Genomic DNA, 21,171 nt, shown 5'->3' with positions numbered 1-21,171 from the left:
CGACCAGCCGCCCTCCGGTGACACCGAAGCCGCCGACACCGCCCAGGCCCACTCCGGCACCGCCACGCGCGGCGCCCGAGCCGATCCCCGCTCCCCCGCGAACACCGCCCCCGCCGGCCCCGGCACCCAAGCCGGCTCCCAGGCCGAGCCCCACCCCTTCGCCGACCCCGTCGGCCTCACCCACACCCTCGGCGGTGGCGCTGCCCGCGTATCACAAGGCGGTGCACAAGCCGCCCCGCAAGGGCACCTCGCCCGTCCTGATGATGCTGATGCTCACCGCGCCCGCCGTACTCGCGGTGGCCGTCCTGCGCCCCCGCTCCCGCTGATCGACGGAGACTCCATGTCGGAATGGCTCGTTCTGAGCATCGCGATGGCGGCCGCGTGCGTCGTCGTCATCACCATCGTCCTCATCAACAACCGTCACGTCAGAGATGACGACGACACCAGCGAAACTCCCGACGTCATGGACTACATGACGATGATGATCGGGGTGATCTACGCGATCGTGCTCGGGCTCGCGATCGCCGGCGTCTGGGAGGGCCGCGGCGCGGCCCAGGAGTCCGTACGCCAGGAGGCACAGGCCCTGCACGAGGTCCAGGAGCGGGTGCAGGTCTACCCGCCCGACGTCCGGGACCGGATCCGCGCCGATGTCGACGCGTACGTCAGCTACGTCGTGAACACCGAGTGGCCCCACATGACCGAGCACGAGACCGTGACGGACAAGGGGGGCGCGCTGCTCGACACCGTACGCGGCGACATCACCCAATACGCGCCGAAGACCGACCTGGAGGGGCAGGCCTACCAGCCGCTCGTCGACGCGGTGGCGGCGGCCGACGACGCTCGGGGGACCCGGGCGCAGAACGCGGGACCGACCATGCCGGGGGTCGTCTGGTTCGGACTCATCACCGGGGCCGTGGTCACCGTGGGTCTGATCTTCCTGCTCCAGATCCGGCGGACCTTCCGCGAACTGCTGCTGGCCGGACTCTTCAGCGTCCTGATCGCCTTCCTGCTCTTCCTCATCTGGGACTTCGACGCCGCATACGGGCGCGGCATCTCGGCGACGGCCCAGCCCTTCCTCGATCTCTTCCCGAACATCCGCTCCTGAGACACAGTTCGCGACGTTGTCGCTGTCGGGCGCGGAGCTGCGAGGGACTGAACGGATGTCCACCGCCCGGGGGACATCCGTGCCCCATTCGCCCGACAGCGATCGCGGGTGTGCTAATGCACTCCTAGCGTTTCCGGCATCGAGGTGCATTCCCTGCCATTTGTGGAAATTGGTTCCGCAGTCTGCTCCTCGGGGACCCGGAGGACTCACCATGCGCGCGATACGTGCCGCATCCGCCGCTCTGCTGGGAGTGGGCGTTCTCGCACTGGCCACCCCGGACGCCGCAGCGGCGTACCAGGGCAACATCACGTCGTTCGGCTTCACCGTCACCCCGTCGACGATCGCCGCGGGCGGCAGGGTGACCCTGGCCCTCACCGACTGCGACACCACCGCCACCGTGACCTCCGGCGTCTTCGACAGCGTCAGCGTCCCGTCCGGCCGCAAGGCCATGGCCACCGTCGACTGGGACGCCAAGCCCGGCGCCCGGTACCCGGTGAAGTTCACCTGCGGCGGCGGTTCGGGGAGCACCAACCTGACCATCGCCGGGGGCGCACCGGTCCCCCGGCCGACACCGACACCGAGCGTCAGCGCCACCTCGTCGGCGCCCGGCGGGGTCAGAGGTGGTCTCGGCGGCAGCATGGGCGGCATGAACACCGCCGAGATCGTGGCCGGTACGGCGCTGGTGATGGCGGCTGCCACCGGCACCATCTATGTCGTCCGGCGGCGGAACGAGAGCCGGAGTCACTGAGCCCGGCCAGGGCCTTCAGCCCCGGCAGTTCCGATCTGCCCGACAAGCCGTCCCCCGTACGCCTGTCGCCCCGAGTCCTCGTCACAGGACTCGGGGCGACAGGCGTACGGGGGACGAGCGGTGCTCAGACCGTACGGTCGCCCAGCCGGCGACGCCGTGCGATGAAGAGCGAGCCGCCGACGGCCGCCGTGGCGACGAGGCCGGCGCCGACCCCCATCTCCGTGGAACTCGGGCCGACCGACCCACCGAGGCCGCCCATCGAGCCCCGGCCGGGGAGCACGGTGAAGGGGACGGTCACCGAGCGGGTACCCGGGTCGTTGCACCGCACGGCGAGGTTGTAGCGGCCGGGCGTCGCGTTGTCGTGGATCCTCGCCGTGGCACTGACGTGCCCGGAGGGGTTCACCGGGAACTCGACCCTCGGGAAGGCGTTGGACGTGACCGAGCCTCCGTGACCGCAGCCGTCGGCGCTGATGTGGATCCTGCCGCCCTGGTGGACGGCCTCCGGGTTGACGGTGACGTCCCTTGGACCGTTGGTGGCGCCGGCCAGCGGGGCGGAGAGCGCCACCGCCGCGCAGGCGGCCGCGGAAACCGCGAAAGCGCGTGAAGCACGCATGGTTGTTCCTCCAGCGGAAGACGCCCCAAAGCGGTGCTCCGGGAAGATCGACGAGTACGCCTTCCATGACGAACCCTCACCGGGCGCCCCATTGCCCGCATTTCGGCGCTGGTCCACCCCGGTGAGGCGACACGCCGTCAGAATGCTTGACCGCCTGACGGAGCCGCAGGTCAGGGACCATCAGAAGTTTTATATGCCGATTACTCATATGGGTCATGGGCGCAGTGGGCGCCACCCGTTCGCCCGTCAGTGATCGCCGCCCCGGCAGCGCGCGCTTAGCGTGCCTACAGGTGCCGACGAAGGGAGAACCATGGGCCAGGACCACAGCGGCCCGGAGTCGAGGAGGCGGGCGCCCTGGGGCGTACTGGCTCTCGTCATGCTCACCGGCATCGCGATGATGCGCAACGGGGTGGACGTACCGTCAGGCCCGCCCCAGCCCGCGTCCGCGGCGGCACCGGACAGCCAGGAGCGCGACCCGGCCGCGATGGCCGCCGCTGCCCCCGAGGGCCTGCGCCCGCTGCCGTACGCGGCGATGGAGCGCGTCCGGATCCCCGAGATCAAGGTCGACGCGCCCGTCATGGATGTGGGCCTGGACAAGGACGGCTGGATCGAGGCGCCGCCGCCGCAGGATCCCAACATCGCGGGCTGGTACCAGAACGGCATCTCGCCCGGCCAGTTGGGCACGGCCGTCGTCGTCGGCCATGTCGACAACCTGGCGGGGCCCGCGGTGTTCTACGGGCTCGGCTCGCTGAAGAAGGGCGAGCACATCGAGGTGACCCGGTTCGACAGCCGCGTCGCCGTCTTCGAGATCTACGGAGTCGAGGTCTTCTCCAAGAACGACTTTCCCGGGGCCAGGGTCTACGGCGACACCGGCAGCCCGGAGCTGCGCGTGATCACCTGCGGCGGCGGCTACTCGAAGGCGAACGGTTACGACGGCAACGTCGTCGTCTTCGCACGGCTGGTCCGGACGACCTGAGCAGGACGGAACGAGCAGTACGCACGCCTGGCATACCGAGGACGCGCCCCACCGGTCGCGTCCTCGGTACGTAAGGGGTACGTCAGTGCCCCGCCGTCACCGGGCCGGGCCCCGGGTCACCGGTGCGGGATCGCGACGCGGTAGCCGGCCGCCAGCAGGCGCGGCAGATAGAGACGCAGCGCCGCCACACTCTGCGAGCGGTTGCCGCCCGCGTCGTGCGAGAGCACGACGACCCCCGGTCCCGCACCGTCCATGACGGCTTTGACGATGCTGTCGGTGCCCGGGATCGTCCAGTCCATCGTGTCGACGGTCCAGGCGAGCGGCTCCATGCCGAGTTCCGAGCCGAGTTCGAAGGTGTGCTTGTTCCAGGAGCCGTAGGGGGCCCGGAACCAGAGCGGCGCCGCGCCCGTGTTCTTCTCGATCACCTCACTGGTCCGCTCCATCTCGTCGCGAATCTTGGCGCGGGAGAGCTTCGGCAGTTCGGGGTGGGTCCAGGTGTGGTTGCCCACGATGTGGCCGGCGTCGGCCACCTCGGCCAGCAGGGCCTTGTTGTACGAGGCCATCTCGCCGCACACGAAGAACATCGCCCGTACGTCGTGTTCGCGCAGCACGCTCAGGACCTGCGGGGTGTAGCGCGGGTCAGGGCCGTCGTCGAAGGTGAGCACGACGGAGTTGCCGAGGTCGGGCAGTTTGAAGAAGGGCTCCTCTCGCACGGGCGGCGCGTCCCTGTGCGGACCGGGCGGGTTGTCGGACGTCATCGGCCGCAGCCGGTAGGCGGACGGGTTGAGCGGAGCCGCTGCGGCCCGCTGCGCGCCAGCCTGAGGGCCGGCCGCCACCGGTCCCGCCGCCGGGGCAGCGGCCGACGACGAAGACGGGGAAGGGGAAGGGGTGACCGCGGCCTGGCCGGGGGTCTGGGCCGGTCCCGTGATCATCATCCGCGCGGTGACGGCGGCACCAAGGCAGCCGGTGATCCGCAGAACGGCATGACGCCTCGGAATCATCTTGTCCTTTTTCATGACTAATAGCTCGCACGGCGGATGCTTCGCACGCACGCACGACACGCACCCAGGGCGAAAGTAGCCCGATGGGACCAGCCAGTTCCCCGGGCTCCGAAAACGGCACCGGGGAAGAGCGGCGGCGGCGCGCTCACACCGTACCCCCGGCCACCTGGGGGTACGGAACGGAAGGCGGGGGGTACGGAACGGATCCGGACATGCCGGGCCGGGGCTGTCCCTCGAAGGAGACCGCTGGTGGACACGTGTCCGGATACGGATAACCTGCCTGCCGTGACTGAGCAGCAGCCCTCCCAATTCGAACGCGGTACCGACGGCCCGAAAGTGATCGTCGTCGGCGTGGACGGTTCCTCGTCGTCCCTCCGCGCCGCCTCGTACGCCGGAGGTCTCGCCCGGCGGCAGAACGCGCTGCTGGCGATCGTCTACGTACAGCCCGTTATTCCCGCCGGCGCCGCCCTCGGCGCCTCGGTCGCCGATACGACCGGGGAGATCGCAGAGGAACTGGTGTCCGAGATCCGTGCGGCCACCGAGCGGGCCAAGGGCGTCTGGGACGTCCGCTGGGAGTTCCACACCTTCCACGGCGACCCCTACAACGGACTCGTCACCGCGGCCGACGAACTCACCGCGGACGCCGTGGTGGTGGGCGCTTCGGAGTCGGCGGGGCACCGGATCGTCGGGTCGGTGGCGATCCGGCTCGTCAAGGCCGGCCGCTGGCCGGTTACCGTCGTCCCGTAGAACCGCAGGGCCGTGGACGCGTAGGGGCGTGACCCCGCCGTGGGGCCCCGCCCGGTGGTGCGTACGGGTCAGCGGCCCATGGTGAGGCCGTCCTTCTCGGCGCCCCTGCTGAGGACCGCCGTACGGATCGCCTCCCGCGCCTCGCGGTAGTCGCCCCGGCCCGGGTCCTCGCGGGTCGCCTCCGGCAGGCTGACCACCCGTCCGGCGTCCGTGTCCATCCACTCGGGGATGAACTCGGCCTTCTTCACGGTCCACCGGCCGCCGTCGGACGACGGGGGAGCGAAGGTGAAGCGGCCGATCGAGCCCTGATTGCCGCGGGGGTCGTTCTGGTCGGCGTAGTTGACCATCGAACCCGCGATCTGGTCGCCCATGCCGTAGATGACCCAGGTGCCGTTGACCTTCTCGTACGCCTGCGGGACATGCGCGTGCGTGCCGACGATCAGGTCGATGTCGGGGCGGTCGCCGGTCCTGGACGCGGTGAGCCGCCGGCCGAGGCTGATCTGCTGCTCGTCGGGGGGTGTCTCCCACTCGGTGCCCCAGTGGAGGCTGACCACCACGACATCGGCTCCCGCCTCCCTGGCCGCGCGGGCGTCGGCGACGATCTTCTTCTCATCGAGCAGGGAGACCGCCCAGGGCTGCCCGACGGGCAGCGGGACGTCGTTCGTGCCGTAGGTGTACGCCAGTTGGGCGATTCTCGCGCCGCCCGCCTCCAGCATGGCCGGGCGGGTGGCCTCGGCCGCCGTGCGGGCCGAACCCGCGTGCTTGACACCCGCCTCGTCGAGCGCGTCGAGGGTACGGCGTACCCCGGCGCTGCCGTCGTCGAGTGTGTGGTTCGACGCGGTTGAGCAGGAGTCGTAGCCGGTGTCCCGCAGCGCCCGGGCGATCTCGGGCGGCGACTTGAAGGACGGATAGCCGGTGTAGGGGCCGCCGTCCTCGCCGTACACCGTCTCCATATGACAGATCGCCACATCGGCGCCGGAGACGACCGGCTTCACGCCGGCGAGCATCGGGCGGAAGTCGTATCCCCCGCCGCCCGCGTCGGCGGCCGCCTGCCGGATGACCGAGTCGTGCGGCAGCACATCGCCCGAAGCGACGAGGGTGAAGCCGTGCTGGGGCCCCGCTCCGCCCACGACCGAGGCCGGCGGGGAGCCGAGCCGGGAGAGGCCGGAGTCGGGGCCCGGGGCCTTGTCCGGGGCGGCGCAGGCCGCCGCTGTTCCGAGGAGCAGGGTGAACGCGGCCACCGCTCCCTGTCGTGCGTGCTTGCCCATCGGGCAATCTCCTTCTTTCGAGGGATATCAGCCCAAAGAGTTCATACAGTCATATTTATTCGAGTCAAGGGACCTTGCCGATAAATACGATTAATCGGTCCGAACGCCTCCACGGGACCGTTCACCGCACCACTCGCCGCAGTGAGTGACCGCTCGTCGCACACCCGCGCGCACGCTCTGTCGCCGGGCGCCGGTATGCGTTCGGATACGCCAGGCGGAGGTGACCGCCATTCACCGGCGCCCCCTGGAGGAGAGGACGTTCACGATGACCACTGCCACGGCCACGGCGACGACCGACGAGCGGGCGCTGGCGAGGCTCCAGCGGGAACACGGCCCCGCGCTGCTCCGCTTCCTGCTCGGCCTCACCTACGGCGACCGGCAGCGCGCCGAGGACCTGCTCCAGGAGACTCTGGTCCGCGCGTGGCAGCACCCGGAGGCCTTCGACGCCCCCTTCGAGTCCATGCGCCCGTGGCTGTTCACGGTCGGCCGCCGGCTGGCGATCGACGCCCGCAGGTCCCGGCTGGTGCGGCCGGCGGAGATCAGTGACGTGATCCTGGCGGCGACCCCCGATCCGGAGGACCTCACCGAGGCCGCCGCGGCGACCCTCGACGTACGGGAGGCGGTGAAGGCGCTCAGCCCCGAGCACCGCGCCGTCCTGGTGCAGCTCTACTTCCGGGGGCTGAGCATGCCGGAGGCCGCCGAGGTGCTGGGCATCCCGCGCGGCACGGTCAAGTCACGCTCGTACTACGCGCTGCGCGCGCTCGGCCGCTCGCTCCCCGGCTACAGCGGACCGTCCTCGGCGGACCGCGCGGACCGAGCGGACGCCCGACTGACCGGCGCCGGATAGCCGTCGACCCGCCCTGAGCGCGCCTGTGCACCATCACCGGTCACACCCGTCACAATCCGCGCCCAGGGGCCGCCCGATCCTGTCCTTCTGGCCACGCGAGGCGTCCGCCGCCGGTTCAATGCTCCCTGAAGCAGACTTCACGGAGAGGAAGGAAGGCGGAAAGCGATGCGCCCGAAATATACGGAAGGGGCCGGTGGTGGACTGCTGGTGCCGATGGCATGGATGTACGCCGAGTACATCGCCGACGAGTTGCTGCGCACCGGTGACCTGATGCCGCCGACGACCCTCGAATACCGCGCGGGACGCGACGCGCTGGCCCTGACCATCTTCCTCGCCGACGGGTCGCGCGATGTGCCGCCCGTGGGGGCCAGGATGGAGGAGTGGCGCTCACTCACCGCGTACGGCACGTCCTGGCGCGACTGGGTCTGCGGGCGGCTCGACCGGCTCGTGGCCGCAGCCTTCGAGGCCGGTACGAGCGGCGAGGACCCGGATCTGGAACTGGCGTGCGCCGCGTGGCGGTGGCTGGAGGAGACGGAGCTGCTGGCGCCCGACCTCGACGCCGTGGGTCCGCCCGGCGGTGAGCCATGTCCGCTCGGGGAGGAGGAGGGACCCCAGGTGTGGACCCCGGCCTGGCAACTCGGCCTGCCGCTGGGGCATCTGGCGATCCACCTGTTCTGACCGCCCGGCAGCGAGCGGACAGAGCGCTTCCGCGCCTATGAACCGTGCACGCCCGCCCGGTACTTGGGGATGCGTACGGTGATCCGCATCCCGGCACCGACGCCCGTCTCGATGACCAGGCCGTAGTCGTCCCCGTAGACCTGGCGCAGCCGTTCGTCCACGTTCAGCAGACCGATCCCGGTCGAGGCGCCGCCCTCACCGCGCAGGATCTGCCGCAGCCGGTCCGGTTCCATGCCGACGCCGTCGTCCTCGATCACCACCTCGGCCTCCGCGCCGGCGTCGAGCGCGCTGATGGTGATCCGGCTCGTGGTCACCGCGCCTTCGAGGCCGTGCTTGACGGCGTTCTCCACGAGTGGCTGGAGGCAGAGGAACGGCATCGCCACGGGCAGTACCTCGGGTGCGACCTGGAGGGTGACGGAGAGGCGCTCGCCGAACCGGGCGCGTACGAGCGCCAGATACTGGTCGATGGAGTGCAACTCGTCGGCGAGCGTGGTGAAGTCGCCGTGCTTGCGGAACGAGTAGCGGGTGAAGTCGGCGAATTCCAGGAGCAGTTCTCGGGCCCGCGCCGGGTCGGTGCGGACGAAGGACGCGATGGCGGCCAGCGAGTTGAAGATGAAGTGCGGCGAGATCTGCGCGCGCAGTGCCCTGATCTCGGCCTCGATGAGCTGCGTACGCGAGCGGTCCAGCTCGGCGAGTTCGAGCTGGACGGAGACCCAGCGCGCGACCTCGCCCGCCGCCCTGGCGAGGACCGCCGACTCGCGGGGCGCGTACGCCACCAGCGCGCCGAGTACCCGGTGGTCGACGGTCAGCGGGGCCGCCACCGCCCAGCGCAGCGGACAGTCCAGGTCGCCGCAGCCGCCGGCGAAGGCGGTACCGCGCCCGCTGTCCAGCAACTCCCGCACGTGGTCCATCACTTGCCCGGCGTGATGCTCCCCGGAACCGTCCCAGGCCAGCACCTGGTCGCGGTCCGTGAGGCAGAGCGCGTCGGTGCCGAGCAGCGAACGCAGCCGGTGGGCGGCCTTGCGCGCACTCTCCTCGGTGAGACCCGCCCGCAGCGGCGGGCTCGCGAGCGAAGCGGTGTGCAGCGTCTCGAAGGTCGCGTGCTCCACGGGTGTTCCCACGTCACTGATCCGCTCGGGGCGCGCCGTGCGGCGGCCGAGCAGGAAGCCGCCGGCGAGCAGCAGCGGACCGAGGACGATCAGGACGGCGAGGGCGGCTCCGCTCACCCTGTCCAACCCTTCGTCCGGTGCCGCGTCTTCATCGGGTGCCTCCCCTGCCGTCCGGCGCCAGCGCCTCGGGCAGATGGAAGCGGGTCATCGCGGCGTTGGTGCCCGGCGGTATCCGATGGGGTGTGGCGAGGGAGACCAGGATCATCGAGAGGAAGCCGACCGGCACCGACCAGACGGCGGGCCAGGCGAGCAGCGCGTGCGCCCAGCCGCCGGACACCGTGCCGCTGACCGTGACGAGCGTGGCGATGAACGCCAGTCCGCCGCCGAGCAGCAGCCCGGCGACCGCGCCCTGCGGGGTGAGCCTGCGCCACCAGATGCCGAGCACCAGCAGCGGGCAGAAGGAGGAGGCGGACACCGCGAAGGCCATTCCGACCGAGTCGGCCACCGGCATGCCGCTGATCAGCAGCGATCCGCCGAGCGGGGCGCCCATGGCGAGCGGGGTGGCCAGCCTGAAGTGCCGTACGCCCCGCGAGGGCAGCACATCCTGGGTGAGGACTCCGGCCACGGCCATCGTCAGCCCGGAGGCGGTGGAAAGGAACGCGGCGAACGCCCCGCCGGCGACCAGCGCGCCGAGCAGATCGCCTCCGACACCGCCGATCGCGTGCTCAGGGAGCAGCAGCACAGCCGCGTCGGCGTCGGTACCGAGCGGGAGTTCGGGTACGTAGAGCCGGCCGAGCGCGCCGTACACCGGCGGCAGCAGGTAGAACGCGCCGATCAGCGCCAGCACGACCACGGTGGTGCGGCGGGCGGCCTGGCCGTTGGGGCTGGTGTAGAAGCGCACGACGACATGGGGCAGGCCCATCGTGCCGAGGAACGTGGCGACGATCAGCCCGTAGGTGGCGTACAGCGGATGGTCCACGCGCCCCACGACATCCCTCGTCACGGCCAGGTCGAGTCGCGGCCGGCCGTCGCCCTGCCAGGCGAGCAGCAGGAAGATGGCGGGGACGAGCAGCGCGGTGAGCTTGAGCCAGTACTGGAAGGCCTGCACGAAGGTGATGCTGCGCATGCCGCCGGCGGCCACCGACACCACCACGACCAGCGCGACGAGCACCCCGCCGAACCAGTAGGGCGCGCCGGTCAGGGTGGTCAACGTCAGCCCAGCGCCCTGAAGTTGCGGTACGAGGTAGAGCCATCCCGCGCCGACCACGAGCACGCTCACGAGCCTGCGTACCGCCAGCGACTCCAGCCGGCCCTCGGCGAAGTCGGGGAGTGTGTACGCGCCCGAGCGGCGCAGTGGCGCCGCGACGAAGACCAGCAGCACCAGATAGCCGGCGGTGTAGCCGACCGGGTACCAGAGCATGTCGGGGCCGTGCAGCAGGACGAGGCCCGCGATCCCGAGGAAGGAGGCGGCGGAAAGGTATTCGCCGCTGATGGCCGCAGCGTTGAGCGCCGGTTTGACGGTGCGCGAGGCGACGTAGAAGTCGGAGGTGGTGCGGGATATCCGCAGCCCGAAGCCGCCGATGAGGACGGTGGCGAGGACGACGGTGGTGACGGCTGTGACCGTGTAGCTCTGGCTCACTGCGGGGGCCGGCCCTTGACGAGCCGGGCGAAGTCCCGTTCGTTGCGCTCGGCGCGCCGCACGTACCACCAGGCGAGGAGCGTCAGCAGCGGGTAAGCGGCGAAGCCGAGCACGATCCAGGAGGCCGTCGCGTCGCGGAGTGCGGCGAAGGCGAGCGGCAGGGTGCCGGCGACCAGCGCGAGGACGCCGAAGGCGGTGAGTCCGGCGCGGAGTTGACTGCGCATCAGGGAGCGGACGTACGCGTCGCCGAGCGCGGTCTGCTCGTCGATCTCGGCCTGGGCGCGGTAGCGGGGCAGCGGCCGTACCCTTCGGGGTTCGCCGGTGACGACCTCACGGCGTGGCGCGGGCTCACCCGTCATCGTGTCCCTCCCCCGTCACGCGCCGCCTCCCGGCCGGGGCCCGTTGTCCCCGGGCCCGGAGTGTACGCACGCCCCGGCGGCGGGGGGAATCGTTCAGCGGCCGGGCAGCCGCATCAGCAGATCGCGCAGGGCGCGCGAGTGCCGTCGGCTGACGGCGAGTTCGGCGTCCCCGACCCGTACGCTCATCGCCCCGGCGTCGAGCCGCAGTTCGTCGATCCTGCCCAGCGCGACGAGATGGCGGCGGTGGATGCGTACGAAGCCCCGCGAGCGCCAGCGCTCCTCCAGCGCGGTCAGCGGGATGCGCACAAGATGGCTGCCGGTGGCGGTGTGCAGCCGGGCGTAGTCGCCCTGGGCCTCCGCGTAGGTGATGTCGCCGACGGCCACGAAGCGGATCACACCGCCGAGTTCGACGGGTATCTGGTCGGCGGCGGTGTCCGTGACGGGTGACCGGTCCCCCACGAGTTCGGCGACCCGGCGGACGGCCTCGGCGAGCCGCTCCCTGCGGACCGGTTTGAGGACGTAGTCGACGGCCTTGAGGTCGAAGGCCTGGACGGCGAAGCCCTCGTGGGCCGTGACGAAGACGATCAGCGGGGGTTCGGCGAATCCGGCGAGCAGCCTGGCCACGTCGAGCCCGGTGAGACCGGCCATGTGGATGTCGAGGAACACCACATCGACGGCGGCCGGGTCGCCGGGGCCCGCGTCCAGCGCAGCGCCGATCCGGCGCAGCGCCTCGGTGGCGCTGGTGGCGCCCTCGGCCGCGCGGACCCTGGGGTCGGCGCGCAGGAGGTACAGCAGCTCTTCGAGGGCCGGTTCTTCGTCGTCCACAGCCAGTACGCGCAGCATGACGCCGGAGTGTACGACCAGTTCGGCGTGCGGATCAGCGGCCATCCGCATTGAGTGTTCCAGGACTCTTACACGTACCAGACAGTATGCGGACCTTGGACATTCATCGCGACGTCGGCGCCTACGCGCTGGGCGTGCTCGACGCCGCCGACGCGTTCCGGTTCGAGGACCACCTCATGGAGTGCCCCGGATGCGCGCTGCGACTGGCGCGCTTCAGCGAGGTGCGGGAGCAGCTCGACGAGTACGTCAGGCGGACGCCGGCCGATGTGTCGCCGTTCACCGCCGTCAGCCCGGACCTGCTGCGCGGCATGCTCGACCGTACGGTCACTGCGCGCCGAAGAAGCCGCAGGCGGCGGCTCGCGCTCGTCGCGGCCGCCGCGGTGCTCGTCGTGGGCGGCCCGCTCGCCGTGCTCGGCACGGGCGCGGGGCCTCGGGACACGGCGGTGACGCGCTGGAGCGCGACGGACCACAGCACGGGAACGTCGGCCGTGGTGACGGCGGCGGGCAAGGCCTGGGGGACGGACATCGGTCTGAAGCTGGAGCGGCCGGGTGTGTCCGGTGTCTGCGCCCTGATCGCGGTGGGAAGGGACGGCTCGCGGGAGACCGTGACGACCTGGGAGGCCACGAAGGACGGGAAGGCGCCGCTGCTCACCACCGGAGGGGCGGCGCTGCGGCCCGACCAGATCGACCACTTCGAGGTCCGCACGGCGGACGGCCGCCGCCTGGTGACGATCGGCGGATGACCGGTGGACGGCATGAGGCGACGGGCAGGTGACGGCAGGCGACAGGTGGTACACATCACCGGCGGCGCGGACCGGAGACGCGCGTCACTTCAGCGCGCGTCACTTCAGCAGTCGGGAGAGCCTGCGGTCGGCGAGGAGCTTGCCCCCGGTCTGGCAGGTCGGGCAGTACTGGAGCGAGGAGTCGGCGAACGACACCTGTCTGATGGTGTCGCCGCAGACGGGACACGGCTCCCCGGCCCTGCCGTGCACGCGCAGTCCGCTCTTCTTCTCCGACTTCAGCAGGCCTGCGGCCACCCCGCGCGTGCGCTCGACGGCGTCGGTCAGAGTGGTGCGCATCGCCTCGTAGAGGACGGTGATCTCGTCCTCGGACATGTTGTGCACCGGTTTGAAGGGCGACATCTTCGCCACATGCAGGATCTCGTCGCTGTAGGCGTTGCCGATCCCGGCGATCAGGCGCTGGTCCCGCAGCGCGCCCTTGAGCTGGCGTCTCTCCCCCGCGAGCAGCGCGGCGAACGCGTCCCGGTCGAAGGAGTCGTCGAGCGGCTCGGGGCCGAGCGTGGCGATGCCGGGGACGTCCGGGAGCTCGCGTACGAGATGGACGGCGAGGCGCTTGGTCGTACCTGCCTCGGTCAGGTCGAAGCCGTCGCCCTCGGCGAGCACGACCCGCAGGGCGAGCGGCCCTTTGCCGGGGCGCGGCGGCTGCGGCGGGAACGAGTCCTTCCAGCGCAGCCAGCCGGCGCGGGCGAGATGGATGGCGAGGTGCAGACCGGCGTCACCGGCGACGACGTCGAGGTACTTGCCCCGGCGGCCGACGGAGGTGACCGTCGCACCCTCGACGGCGGACAGCGGCGGGTCGTAGGTCTTGAGCGCGTTGACGGTCAGGGGCAGGACGCGGACGATCTCCTTGCCCACCAGCCGTTCGTCGAGGAATTCTCGCAGCGCTTCGACTTCGGGAACTTCAGGCATGCTTACCAGAGTGCCGCAGTCGCCGCGCGAATGCCCCGACAGGCCCTCGGCGGCACCGCGCGGGAGCCATCCGCCGCCGCTTCCGCTACGAATCATCCGGACAGGGCGCCCGGCCCGCTCGCCCTCGGAGGAAAGGCGCTCACGTGCATGTGACCGACCGCCGTACGACAGTCCGACCCGCCCTGACCATCGAACGGACGGCCGCGCGCCCCCGCGCCGCCGTCCTGCTCCTGCACGGCGGGCGCTCACTGAGCCAGGATCCGCCGCCCCTGGTGAATCTGGCGCTCGCCCGGATGCGGCCCTTCACCCGGGCGGTGCTGCGGGCCACCGAGGGGGACGGCGTCGTGGTGGGCCGGGTGCGCTACCGGCACCGGGGCTGGAACGGCAGCCGGGCCGACGCCGCCCGCGACGCGCGGCGCGCGCTCGACGAGCTGGAGCTGCTGGCCGGTGACGTTCCTGTGGTGCTCATCGGGCATTCGATGGGCGGCCGCGCCGCGCTGAGCGTGGCGGGGCACGGTCTGGTGACCGGGGTGGTGGGACTGGCCCCGTGGTGCCCGGACGACGAACCGGCCGAGCAGTTGGCCGGCCGGCGGGCCGTGCTGCTGCACGGCGACCGGGACCGTACGACCGATCCGGGCGGCAGCGTCGCGATGGCGGCCCGGGCGCGCCGGGCGGGCGCCGAGGCCTGCGCCGTCCTGCTCTCCGGCGGCGACCATCCGATGCTGCACAGGGCCTCCACCTGGCACTCCCTCGCCGTCGACACGGTGATGGCGCTGCTGGACATGGGCCCGTTCCCCGATGTGGTGCGCCGGTCCTTCCTGAACGGCGAGGGACCGGTCCTGTCGGTCTGAGGGACCGGGGCGTCCGGCCCTGCGGCCTCCCGCGTCTGCCAGGCCTCCCCGGCCTTCCAGGACGAGCGGCGGGACGGCTCGCACGGCAGGCTGGAGGCAGGGGGACGGAGCGGAGCCACCGACTCACGGAGCCGCGCGGACGCCGTACGGGCGGGCCTCCGCGCGGCCGGGGAAAGGACCACCCATGTCGAAGCCGCTTCCCGGCGGAAACCTGAACCTGGCCGAGGGTCTCACGCTCAGCCGGGTGGGGTACGGAGCGATGCGGCTCGCGGGCCCCGAGGTGTGGGGGCCGCCGCGCGACCGCGACGAGGCGGCCGCCGTACTGCGCGAGGTGGTGGCGCTGGGAATCACCCACATCGACACCAGCGACTACTACGGTCCCTACACCGTCAACGAGCTGATCCGCGAGACTCTGCACCCCTATCCGGACGACCTGCACATCGTCACCAAGGTCGGCGCGCGGCGCTCCCCCGACCGGTCCTGGCAAGTGGCGCTGTCCCCCGAGGAGCTGACCAGCGCCGTCCACGAGAACCTCCAGCACCTGGAGCTCGACGCGCTCGACGTGGTGAACCTGCGCGTCGGCGAAACGCTGACCTCCGCTCCCGGCTCGCTCGCCGAGCCGTTCGGGGCGCTCGCCGAGCTGCGGCAGCAGGGGCTGATCCGGCATCTCGGGGTCAGCGGGGTGTCGGGCGAGCAGCTCAGCGAGGCGCAGTCGATCGCGCCGGTGGTCTGCGTACAGAACTTCTACAACCTCGCCAACCGGGGCGACGACGAACTGGTCGACAGGTGTGCGCGCGAAGGCATCGGCTACGCCTCCTTCTTCCCGCTCGGCGGCTTCAGCCCCCTGGAGTCGGAGGTGCTCGACCGGGTCGCCGCCGGGCTCGGCGCCTCGCCCGGCCAGGTCGCGCTGGCCTGGCTGCTGCGGCGCTCCCCGACGACGCTTCTGATCCCGGGGACCTCGTCGGTGGCGCACCTTCGCGAGAACGTCACGGGGGCGGGTATCGGACTGTCCGCCGACGCGCTCGCGGAACTCGACACGATCGGCGCCTGACCAGAACCGCCGCTCAGAGCCGCTCCTCAGAGCCCGTAGGCCCGCCGCGCCGTCGTCGCGAAGACCGCCGTACGCTCGTCCGCGCTCAGCCCGTCGGTCAGGGTGCGGGCCGTTTCGAGCACCTCACCGTACGAAGCGGCGAGCGTGGACACCGGCCAGTCGGAGCCGAACATCACCCGCCCCGGCCCGAAGGCGCCCAGCACGGTGTCGGCGTACGGGCGCAGGCCTTCGGCGGTCCAGGAGTCCCAAGCGGCTTCGGTGACCATGCCGGAGAGCTTGCAGAAGGTGTTGGGCCTGGCGGCGAGGTTCCCGAGGTGGTGTGCCCAGGGTTCGAGGTCGCCGGTGGCGATCGGCGGCTTGCCGAGGTGGTCGAGTACGAAGGTGAGTTCGGGCAGCAGCGCCGCCGTCCTGGCGGCTGCGGGGAGCTGCTGGGGCAGGAGGACCAGGTCGTAGGCGAGCCCGGCCTCGGCCACCGCCGCCAGTCCGCGCCTGACCTCGGGCCGCAGCAGCCACTCCGGGTCGGGTTCCCCCTGGACCTGGTGGCGGATGCCGACGAGCTTGCCGCCCCCGGGGAGCGCGCGGAGCGCTGCGAGGGTGTCGCCGATGCCGGGGTCGGTGAGATCGGTCCAGCCGACCACACCGGCGACGAGGTCGCTGCCGGCGGCGAGGGCGAGGAATTCGGGGGTCTCCTCGGCCACGGTGACGGTCTGGACGAGAACGGTGGCGGTGACGCCCGCGGCGCGCGCTTCCGGTTCCAGGTCTTCGAGGGAGAAGTTCCGCCGGATGGGGGCCATCTCCGGTCCGGTGATCCAGTCCTGGTCACGTACGGACAGGTCCCAGAAGTGCTGGTGGGCGTCGACGACGCCGCTCTGCCCCGCCTGTCCGGTGGGCTGTTCGTCGGGCTGTGTCATACGGCGTCCTCCGTGAGCAGTCCCTCCGCGCGCAGTTCGGCCCAGAGGTCGTCGGGGATGGTACGGGCGAACTGCCCGGCGGCGTCGCGCACCTCGTCCGCCGATCTGGTGCCGACCAGGACGCTCGCCACCGCCGGGTGCCGGAGCGGGTAGTGCAGCGCCGCGGCGCGCAGCGGGACGCCGTGGCGCCGGGTGACCGCGTCCATCCGCAGAGCCCGGTCGAGCAGGTCCGCGGGCGCCGCCGTGTAGTCGTACGTCGCGCCGGGGCGCGGGTCGGCGAGCAGCCCGGAGTTGAAGACCCCGCCGACGACGACGCTGGTGCCGCGCGCCGCCGCCTCGGGCAGCAGGTCGGCGAGGGCGGAGCCGTCGAGGAGGGTGAAGCGCCCGGCGCACAGGACGGCGTCGACGTCGGTGTCCCGTACGAAGCGGGTGAGCATGGCCGTCTGGTTCATCCCGGCGCCGATCGCGCCCACGACCCCTTCCGCCCTGAGACGTTCAAGGGCGGGGTACGCCTGGGTGAACGCCTCGTCGCCGTGGTCGTCCGGGTCGTGGAGGTAGGCGATGTCGATCCGGTCGAGGCCGAGGCGTTCGAGGCTGTCCTCGATGCTCCGGCGTACGCCGTCGGCGCTGAAGTCCCAGAAGCGCCGGTGCGTGGCCGGTACGGCGAAGCCGTTGGCGAGGTCGTCGCCGACCGGCTCGCCGGCTGCCGCCCGTACGGGTTCGAGCACCCTGCCGACCTTGGTGGACAAGGTGTACTCGGCGCGGTCGCGGGTACGCAGTGCCTCGCCCAGCCTGCGTTCGGCGAGGCCGATGCCGTAGTGGGGTGCGGTGTCGAAGTACCGGATGTCGGCGTCCCAGGCGGCGTCGACGGCCTCGGCCGCCTGTTCGGCGGGTACGGAGGTGTAGAGGCCGCCGATCCCGGCGGACCCGAAGGACAGCGCGGTCACCGGGACCGCACCGCGTCCGAGCGTGGTGTGCCGCATACCGCTGCCGCCTCCCGCAAGCCGTGCCGACGACCGGTGCCGTCGACCAGGAGAAATATTCATCGGATGACTGGACGGCGTCAACACCTGTGAGGGAGCTGTCTGCGGCATTTTCTGCGGGAGCTGTCCGATCTATCGGTCGGTCGGCAGTCGACGGCCGTTCAGCGCCCGGAGGAGTCGGGGATGACGAACTCGGACCATACGCACTTGCCGCTGCCGCGCGACTCCACGCCCCAGGCGTCGGCGAGCTGGTCCACCAGCAGCAGCCCGCGCCCCGAGACGCCCGCCTCCCCCGCGTCGCGCCGGTGCGGCAGCGCGCTGGAGCGGTCGTCCACGTCGATGCGCAGCACCCGCTGCGACCCGGGCAGCACCCGTACGGTGACGACGGCACCGCCTTCGGTGTGCATCAGCGCGTTGGTGATCAGCTCGTCGGCCGCGAGTTCGATCTCGTCGGACCGCTCCCTGGCGCCCCAGGCGCCGACGGCCGCCCTGATCATGTGCCGTGCGGAGCTGAGGGCCTCCGGGTCGTTCCGGGCGACGTGCTGCTGGAGCCGGCCGCCGGTCTGCGGCGCGTAGGCGCCCCTGCGGCGCAGCAGCAGGACGGCCACGTCGTCCTCGCCGCCCCGCTCGTCCACCACCTCGCAGAGCCGGTCGGCGAGCATCTGGAGGTCGCGCGGACCGGTCTTGACCAGCTCGGAGAGCTGCCGCATCCCCTCGTCGAGGTCGGTGCCCGGCTGCTCCACGAGACCGTCGGTGTAGAGCACCAGGGTCTGGCCGGGTTTCAGCTCGAAGGACTTGACCGAGTAGTCGAGGCCGCCGAAGAGGGCGGAGAGGCCGAGCGGCATGCCGCCGGACACCGGCAGCCGGCGGCAACTGCCGTCCGTTTCCCTGATGAGGGGGTCGACATGGCCGGCCCTGACGAGCTGGATGACGCCGGTCGTGAGGTCGGCCTCGGCGTAGATGCAGGTCGCGAAGCGGTCGGTGTCCAGCTCGTGGAGGAACACGGAGGCGCGTGCCATCACGGTGGCCGGTGAGTGCCCCTCGGCGGCGTACGCCCGCAGCACGATGCGGAGCTGTCCCATCACGGCGGCGGCGTGGGTGTCGTGCCCCTGCACGTCCCCGATGACCGCCCCGACCCGGCCGCCGGGCAGCGGGATGACGTCGTACCAGTCACCGCCGATGTCTCTCCCGAACCGGGCCGAGCGGTAGCGGACGGCGATCTGGGCCCCGGCCACCGAGGGGATCCTGCGCGGCAGCATCGCCTGCTGCAACCCCTCGGCGAGGTCGTGCTCCTGCTCGAAGAGCACGGCGCGCTGGAGGCTCTGCGCGATGCTGCTGCTGAGGGCGACCAGCAGGTTGCGGTCCTCGGGGGTGAAGCCGTTCTTGTCGCCGTAGATCAGCCCGAGCGCGCCGATGGGCTGTCCCTGGGCGATCAGCGGGAGGTAGGCGGCGGCGGTGATGCCCAGGTGGTCGATGTGGCGCCACAGCTCGGGGTAGGACTCGGCGAAGTCCTCGGGGGACTCGATGAAGCGGGGCGTGAGCCCCCGTACGACCTCGCTCATCGGGTAACGCTCGTCGATCCGGGTGATGCGCGTCCCGGGCACGAAGGACCCTTCGGGCCCTTCGGCCACGAGGCGGATGCGCCCGGACTCGACCAGGCCCATGACCAGGCTGGTGGCGCCGAGATGTTCGAGTCCGCCGGACTCCTTCAGTACGTCGATGACGTCCCGGACGGTCCTGGCGTGGGCGAGCGCGGCCGTGGTGCTCTCCACGACGCTCGTCTGCACGCGGCGGCCCGCTTCCAGTTCCAGCCGGGAGGTGGCGTCGGCCAGCTCCTGCGCAGCGTCGCGGACGATACCGATGATGCGGTGGGGGCGGCCCTCGGCGTCGCGCTGGATGTGGCCCTGGGTGTGCGTCCAGCGCAGCTCGCCGTCGGGGCGCCTGATCCGCAGGTAGGCGCCGTAGCTGACGCTGCCGTCCTTGAGCGCCTGCGAGATCAGGGTGTCCAGCCGGACGCTTTCGGTGTGCGGGATCCGGGGGGCGAGGGTGGTCGGCCGCTCGTCGTAGTCGTCCGGGCGCATGTCGAACACCTCGAGCGCCGGCCCGTCGAGATGCAGCAGCCCGCTGTCGAGGTCCCAGTCGAAGGTCCCCATCCGGTTGAGGGCCATGCTCCGGTCCGGCCTGGTGGGCCAGTCGTCGGGGAGCGTCAGGGGACCGGCCGCCCGATCAACCATGGGAACACTCTGTCATCATTTGTCGGAATTCTCGACTGGTCTGATCAGCTCTGATACGTCTCGGGGCTGATGAGTCCGATGCTGGTCTGCTGCGCGTCCGGCATCGGCGGATAGAGATCACCTTCGGGCGGGAGCCCGGGATCGTCGGGTGAGGGCGGTTCGCTCGGCTCGGGGGCGTCCGGCGGGGTGTCGCCGGTGGGGGCGTCGGACGGGGGCGGCGTGCCGTCCCTGCCGGACGGCGGGTCGGAGGGCGTGGGCACCGCCGGGTCGCTGGGCGTGGGCGCGCCGGACGGGTCGTCCGGCAGTGGCACCCCCGGCGGTGCCACGGCGTCCGGGTCGGTGATGTCCGCGTCGGCGTCGTACGGCGGCATCACGTCGGGCACCCGGTCCTCGTCGCCGTCGGTGCCGGTCCTGCGCTCGATCCAGGTGTTGTCGACGGCGTTGACGATGACCAGTCCGCCCACGGCGGCCGGTGCGCGCTGGACGACCACGACCCGCCCAGGGCTGTATCCATGCCACTTGGCGCCCCGGTGGGCGACGGCGCCCTGTACGGCGACGGCGGGGCGCAGCGGGTTCCCGCAGGCGCAGCGCACGCGCGGCATGCCCCGGTCGTCCGCCATGACGGCGGTGCCTGCCTGGAGCACGGACTGGAAGGAGGTGGCTGAGCCGCCCCGGAAGCCGTGGTTCGTCACCCGGGTGTCGGCCCGCAGCACCACGGGGGTGAGGCCCCGCAGGAACGACGGCAGGGATGCGGGTCTGATCCCCGCCCCCTTGGCGAACGCCCTGGCCTTCCCGCGGTCCTCCGTGAGGAGGCGGACCTGCCGCTCGACATCGCAACTGGACCGCGACCTCTTGCCGCCGTAGAGGCCTGGCGTGGAGCCCGGCAGCGAGCGCGCCATCCGGGCGGCGGACGCGGCCACGTCGTCCGGCGCCGCGGACCGGGCGGCCGAGGTGTCGCCCGGCTTCCCCCTGGGCACGGCGCCGGAGCGGGATGCGGGGGCGGCGGTCGACGCGGTGAACGGGTCGGGTCCCCGCGCTCCGGCGGTCTGGAGGAAGAGTTCCCTGGCGTCCGGCGCCTCTTTGCCGCTGACCTTCCCGCCACAGCCTGCCGTGATCAGAATGCCGGCGGACAGCGCGGCAAGCGCGACATGCCGACGTCGGATGGGTGAGCGCACCGGTGTCTCCCGCCTCTTCCTCAACACGTATCTCCCTATGTCTGCCGGATCGGCCCCGGGCCCGCAAGCGGGAGCAGCGCCGATCCGGGAGGCAGGGAGGGGGACTTGAACGCGTTCAGGCAACGGCATAAGCTCGACGTAGGACTTGAACGCGTTCAATTCGGGGGGTGGGGTGCGATGTCCGTGCTGGTCAGCCTGATCGTGGCGCTCGGCATGCTGGTGATCGTGCCGCTGGGGCTGCGACTGCTGGAGACGTCCGGCGCCCCGCCCTCTTCCGCCCTGCGCGCGCTACGCCGCCTGTGGCTCGCGCCGGCCGCTCTCGGC

At 71.7% G+C, this 21,171-nt stretch carries 23 protein-coding genes; 10 read left to right on the top strand and 13 right to left on the bottom strand.

The window, feature by feature from the left end; genetic code table 11:
• Positions 1-184: hypothetical protein (locus QR77_RS49535; RefSeq protein ID WP_236710964.1), on the bottom strand; the 184-nt coding region annotated here is incomplete at its 3' end.
• Between the two features lie 10 nt (positions 185-194).
• Between QR77_RS49535 and QR77_RS49885 the strand changes: the two genes are divergently transcribed.
• The 3 genes from QR77_RS49885 (at position 195) to QR77_RS37275 (ending at position 1,853) form a co-directional block, all read left to right on the top strand.
• Positions 195-326 (top strand): hypothetical protein, encoded by a 132-nt coding sequence (locus QR77_RS49885; protein ID WP_040026409.1) that lies wholly within the window; start codon positions 195-197, stop codon positions 324-326.
• 14 nt (positions 327-340) lie between these two features.
• Positions 341-1,105 (top strand): DUF4239 domain-containing protein, encoded by a 765-nt coding sequence (locus QR77_RS37280; protein ID WP_040026408.1) that lies wholly within the window; start codon positions 341-343, stop codon positions 1,103-1,105.
• Positions 1,106-1,316: 211 nt separating this feature from the next.
• On the top strand, positions 1,317-1,853 hold the full coding sequence (locus tag QR77_RS37275) for a hypothetical protein (RefSeq protein WP_040026406.1): 537 nt from the start codon (positions 1,317-1,319) through the stop codon (positions 1,851-1,853).
• Positions 1,854-1,977: 124 nt separating this feature from the next.
• Here the strand turns inward: QR77_RS37275 and QR77_RS37270 are convergent, their stop codons facing one another.
• Positions 1,978-2,466, bottom strand: coding sequence for a hypothetical protein (locus QR77_RS37270; RefSeq protein ID WP_040026404.1), 489 nt, complete (start codon positions 2,464-2,466; stop codon positions 1,978-1,980).
• A 310-nt stretch (positions 2,467-2,776) separates the two neighbouring features.
• Here QR77_RS37270 and QR77_RS37265 point away from each other — a divergent pair, with 310 nt between their 5' ends.
• On the top strand, positions 2,777-3,442 hold the full coding sequence (locus QR77_RS37265; RefSeq protein WP_040026402.1) for a class F sortase: 666 nt from the start codon (positions 2,777-2,779) through the stop codon (positions 3,440-3,442).
• A 116-nt stretch (positions 3,443-3,558) separates the two neighbouring features.
• On the opposite strand, the gene QR77_RS37260 is transcribed toward QR77_RS37265, so the two are convergent.
• Entirely contained in the window at positions 3,559-4,458 is a 900-nt protein-coding gene (locus QR77_RS37260) for a polysaccharide deacetylase family protein (RefSeq protein WP_040026401.1), read from the bottom strand.
• A gap of 270 nt (positions 4,459-4,728) precedes the next feature.
• Between QR77_RS37260 and QR77_RS37255 the strand changes: the two genes are divergently transcribed.
• Entirely contained in the window at positions 4,729-5,190 is a 462-nt protein-coding gene (locus QR77_RS37255) for a universal stress protein (protein ID WP_040026400.1), read from the top strand.
• A gap of 68 nt (positions 5,191-5,258) precedes the next feature.
• Here the strand turns inward: QR77_RS37255 and QR77_RS37250 are convergent, their stop codons facing one another.
• A complete protein-coding gene (locus tag QR77_RS37250; RefSeq protein ID WP_040026399.1) occupies positions 5,259-6,458 on the bottom strand; it encodes a CapA family protein in 1,200 nt (399 codons plus the stop codon).
• Positions 6,459-6,723: 265 nt separating this feature from the next.
• On the opposite strand from QR77_RS37250, the gene QR77_RS37245 reads away from it, so the two are divergent.
• Both QR77_RS37245 and QR77_RS37240 read left to right on the top strand, forming a co-directional pair.
• The gene (locus tag QR77_RS37245) at positions 6,724-7,305 is read left to right on the top strand and encodes a sigma-70 family RNA polymerase sigma factor (RefSeq protein WP_040026398.1); all 582 of its coding nucleotides are present in this window, start codon (positions 6,724-6,726) and stop codon (positions 7,303-7,305) included.
• Positions 7,306-7,470: 165 nt separating this feature from the next.
• Positions 7,471-7,983, top strand: a complete 513-nt coding sequence (locus tag QR77_RS37240) for a hypothetical protein (protein WP_040026397.1) — start codon at positions 7,471-7,473, stop codon at positions 7,981-7,983.
• 35 nt (positions 7,984-8,018) lie between these two features.
• Here QR77_RS37240 and QR77_RS37235 read toward each other — a convergent pair whose 3' ends face one another.
• From QR77_RS37235 to QR77_RS37220, 4 genes are all read right to left on the bottom strand, one after another.
• The gene (locus QR77_RS37235) at positions 8,019-9,209 is read right to left on the bottom strand and encodes a histidine kinase (RefSeq protein WP_040026395.1); all 1,191 of its coding nucleotides are present in this window, start codon (positions 9,207-9,209) and stop codon (positions 8,019-8,021) included.
• A gap of 31 nt (positions 9,210-9,240) precedes the next feature.
• Positions 9,241-10,731 (bottom strand): cation acetate symporter, encoded by a 1,491-nt coding sequence (locus QR77_RS37230; RefSeq protein ID WP_040026394.1) that lies wholly within the window; start codon positions 10,729-10,731, stop codon positions 9,241-9,243.
• Positions 10,728-11,090: a hypothetical protein gene (locus tag QR77_RS37225; protein ID WP_040026392.1), complete on the bottom strand. Its 363-nt coding sequence runs from the start codon at positions 11,088-11,090 to the stop codon at positions 10,728-10,730. The genes QR77_RS37230 and QR77_RS37225 overlap by 4 nt, the downstream gene beginning before the upstream one ends.
• 93 nt (positions 11,091-11,183) lie before the next feature.
• The gene (locus tag QR77_RS37220; RefSeq protein WP_040029318.1) at positions 11,184-11,933 is read right to left on the bottom strand and encodes a LytTR family DNA-binding domain-containing protein; all 750 of its coding nucleotides are present in this window, start codon (positions 11,931-11,933) and stop codon (positions 11,184-11,186) included.
• An 86-nt stretch (positions 11,934-12,019) separates the two neighbouring features.
• Here QR77_RS37220 and QR77_RS37215 point away from each other — a divergent pair, with 86 nt between their 5' ends.
• A complete protein-coding gene (locus QR77_RS37215) occupies positions 12,020-12,676 on the top strand; it encodes a zf-HC2 domain-containing protein (RefSeq protein ID WP_040026390.1) in 657 nt (218 codons plus the stop codon).
• Between the two features lie 99 nt (positions 12,677-12,775).
• Here QR77_RS37215 and QR77_RS37210 read toward each other — a convergent pair whose 3' ends face one another.
• Positions 12,776-13,642, bottom strand: a complete 867-nt coding sequence (locus tag QR77_RS37210) for a DNA-formamidopyrimidine glycosylase family protein (RefSeq protein ID WP_040026389.1) — start codon at positions 13,640-13,642, stop codon at positions 12,776-12,778.
• Between the two features lie 143 nt (positions 13,643-13,785).
• On the opposite strand from QR77_RS37210, the gene QR77_RS37205 reads away from it, so the two are divergent.
• Positions 13,786-14,493, top strand: a complete 708-nt coding sequence (locus tag QR77_RS37205) for an alpha/beta hydrolase (protein WP_063798126.1) — start codon at positions 13,786-13,788, stop codon at positions 14,491-14,493.
• A 184-nt stretch (positions 14,494-14,677) separates the two neighbouring features.
• Positions 14,678-15,544: an oxidoreductase gene (locus QR77_RS37200; RefSeq protein WP_052489352.1), complete on the top strand. Its 867-nt coding sequence runs from the start codon at positions 14,678-14,680 to the stop codon at positions 15,542-15,544.
• 26 nt (positions 15,545-15,570) lie between these two features.
• On the opposite strand, the gene QR77_RS37195 is transcribed toward QR77_RS37200, so the two are convergent.
• The 4 genes from QR77_RS37195 to QR77_RS45585 all read right to left on the bottom strand — a co-directional run bounded on the left by QR77_RS37195 (position 15,571) and on the right by QR77_RS45585 (position 20,847).
• On the bottom strand, positions 15,571-16,455 hold the full coding sequence (locus QR77_RS37195; protein ID WP_052489351.1) for an amidohydrolase family protein: 885 nt from the start codon (positions 16,453-16,455) through the stop codon (positions 15,571-15,573).
• Positions 16,452-17,438, bottom strand: a complete 987-nt coding sequence (locus tag QR77_RS37190) for an aldo/keto reductase (RefSeq protein WP_040026387.1) — start codon at positions 17,436-17,438, stop codon at positions 16,452-16,454. The genes QR77_RS37195 and QR77_RS37190 overlap by 4 nt, the downstream gene beginning before the upstream one ends.
• Before the next feature lie 161 nt (positions 17,439-17,599).
• Positions 17,600-19,672: a SpoIIE family protein phosphatase gene (locus tag QR77_RS37185; protein WP_040026386.1), complete on the bottom strand. Its 2,073-nt coding sequence runs from the start codon at positions 19,670-19,672 to the stop codon at positions 17,600-17,602.
• Positions 19,673-19,716: 44 nt separating this feature from the next.
• Positions 19,717-20,847, bottom strand: coding sequence for a DUF6777 domain-containing protein (locus QR77_RS45585; protein ID WP_040026385.1), 1,131 nt, complete (start codon positions 20,845-20,847; stop codon positions 19,717-19,719).
• Positions 20,848-21,171: the final 324 nt, after the last annotated feature.

Source organism: Streptomyces sp. 150FB, from assembly GCF_000818195.1.
Classification (GTDB): domain Bacteria; phylum Actinomycetota; class Actinomycetes; order Streptomycetales; family Streptomycetaceae; genus Streptomyces.
This window is presented reverse-complemented; position numbering and strand designations above follow the sequence as displayed.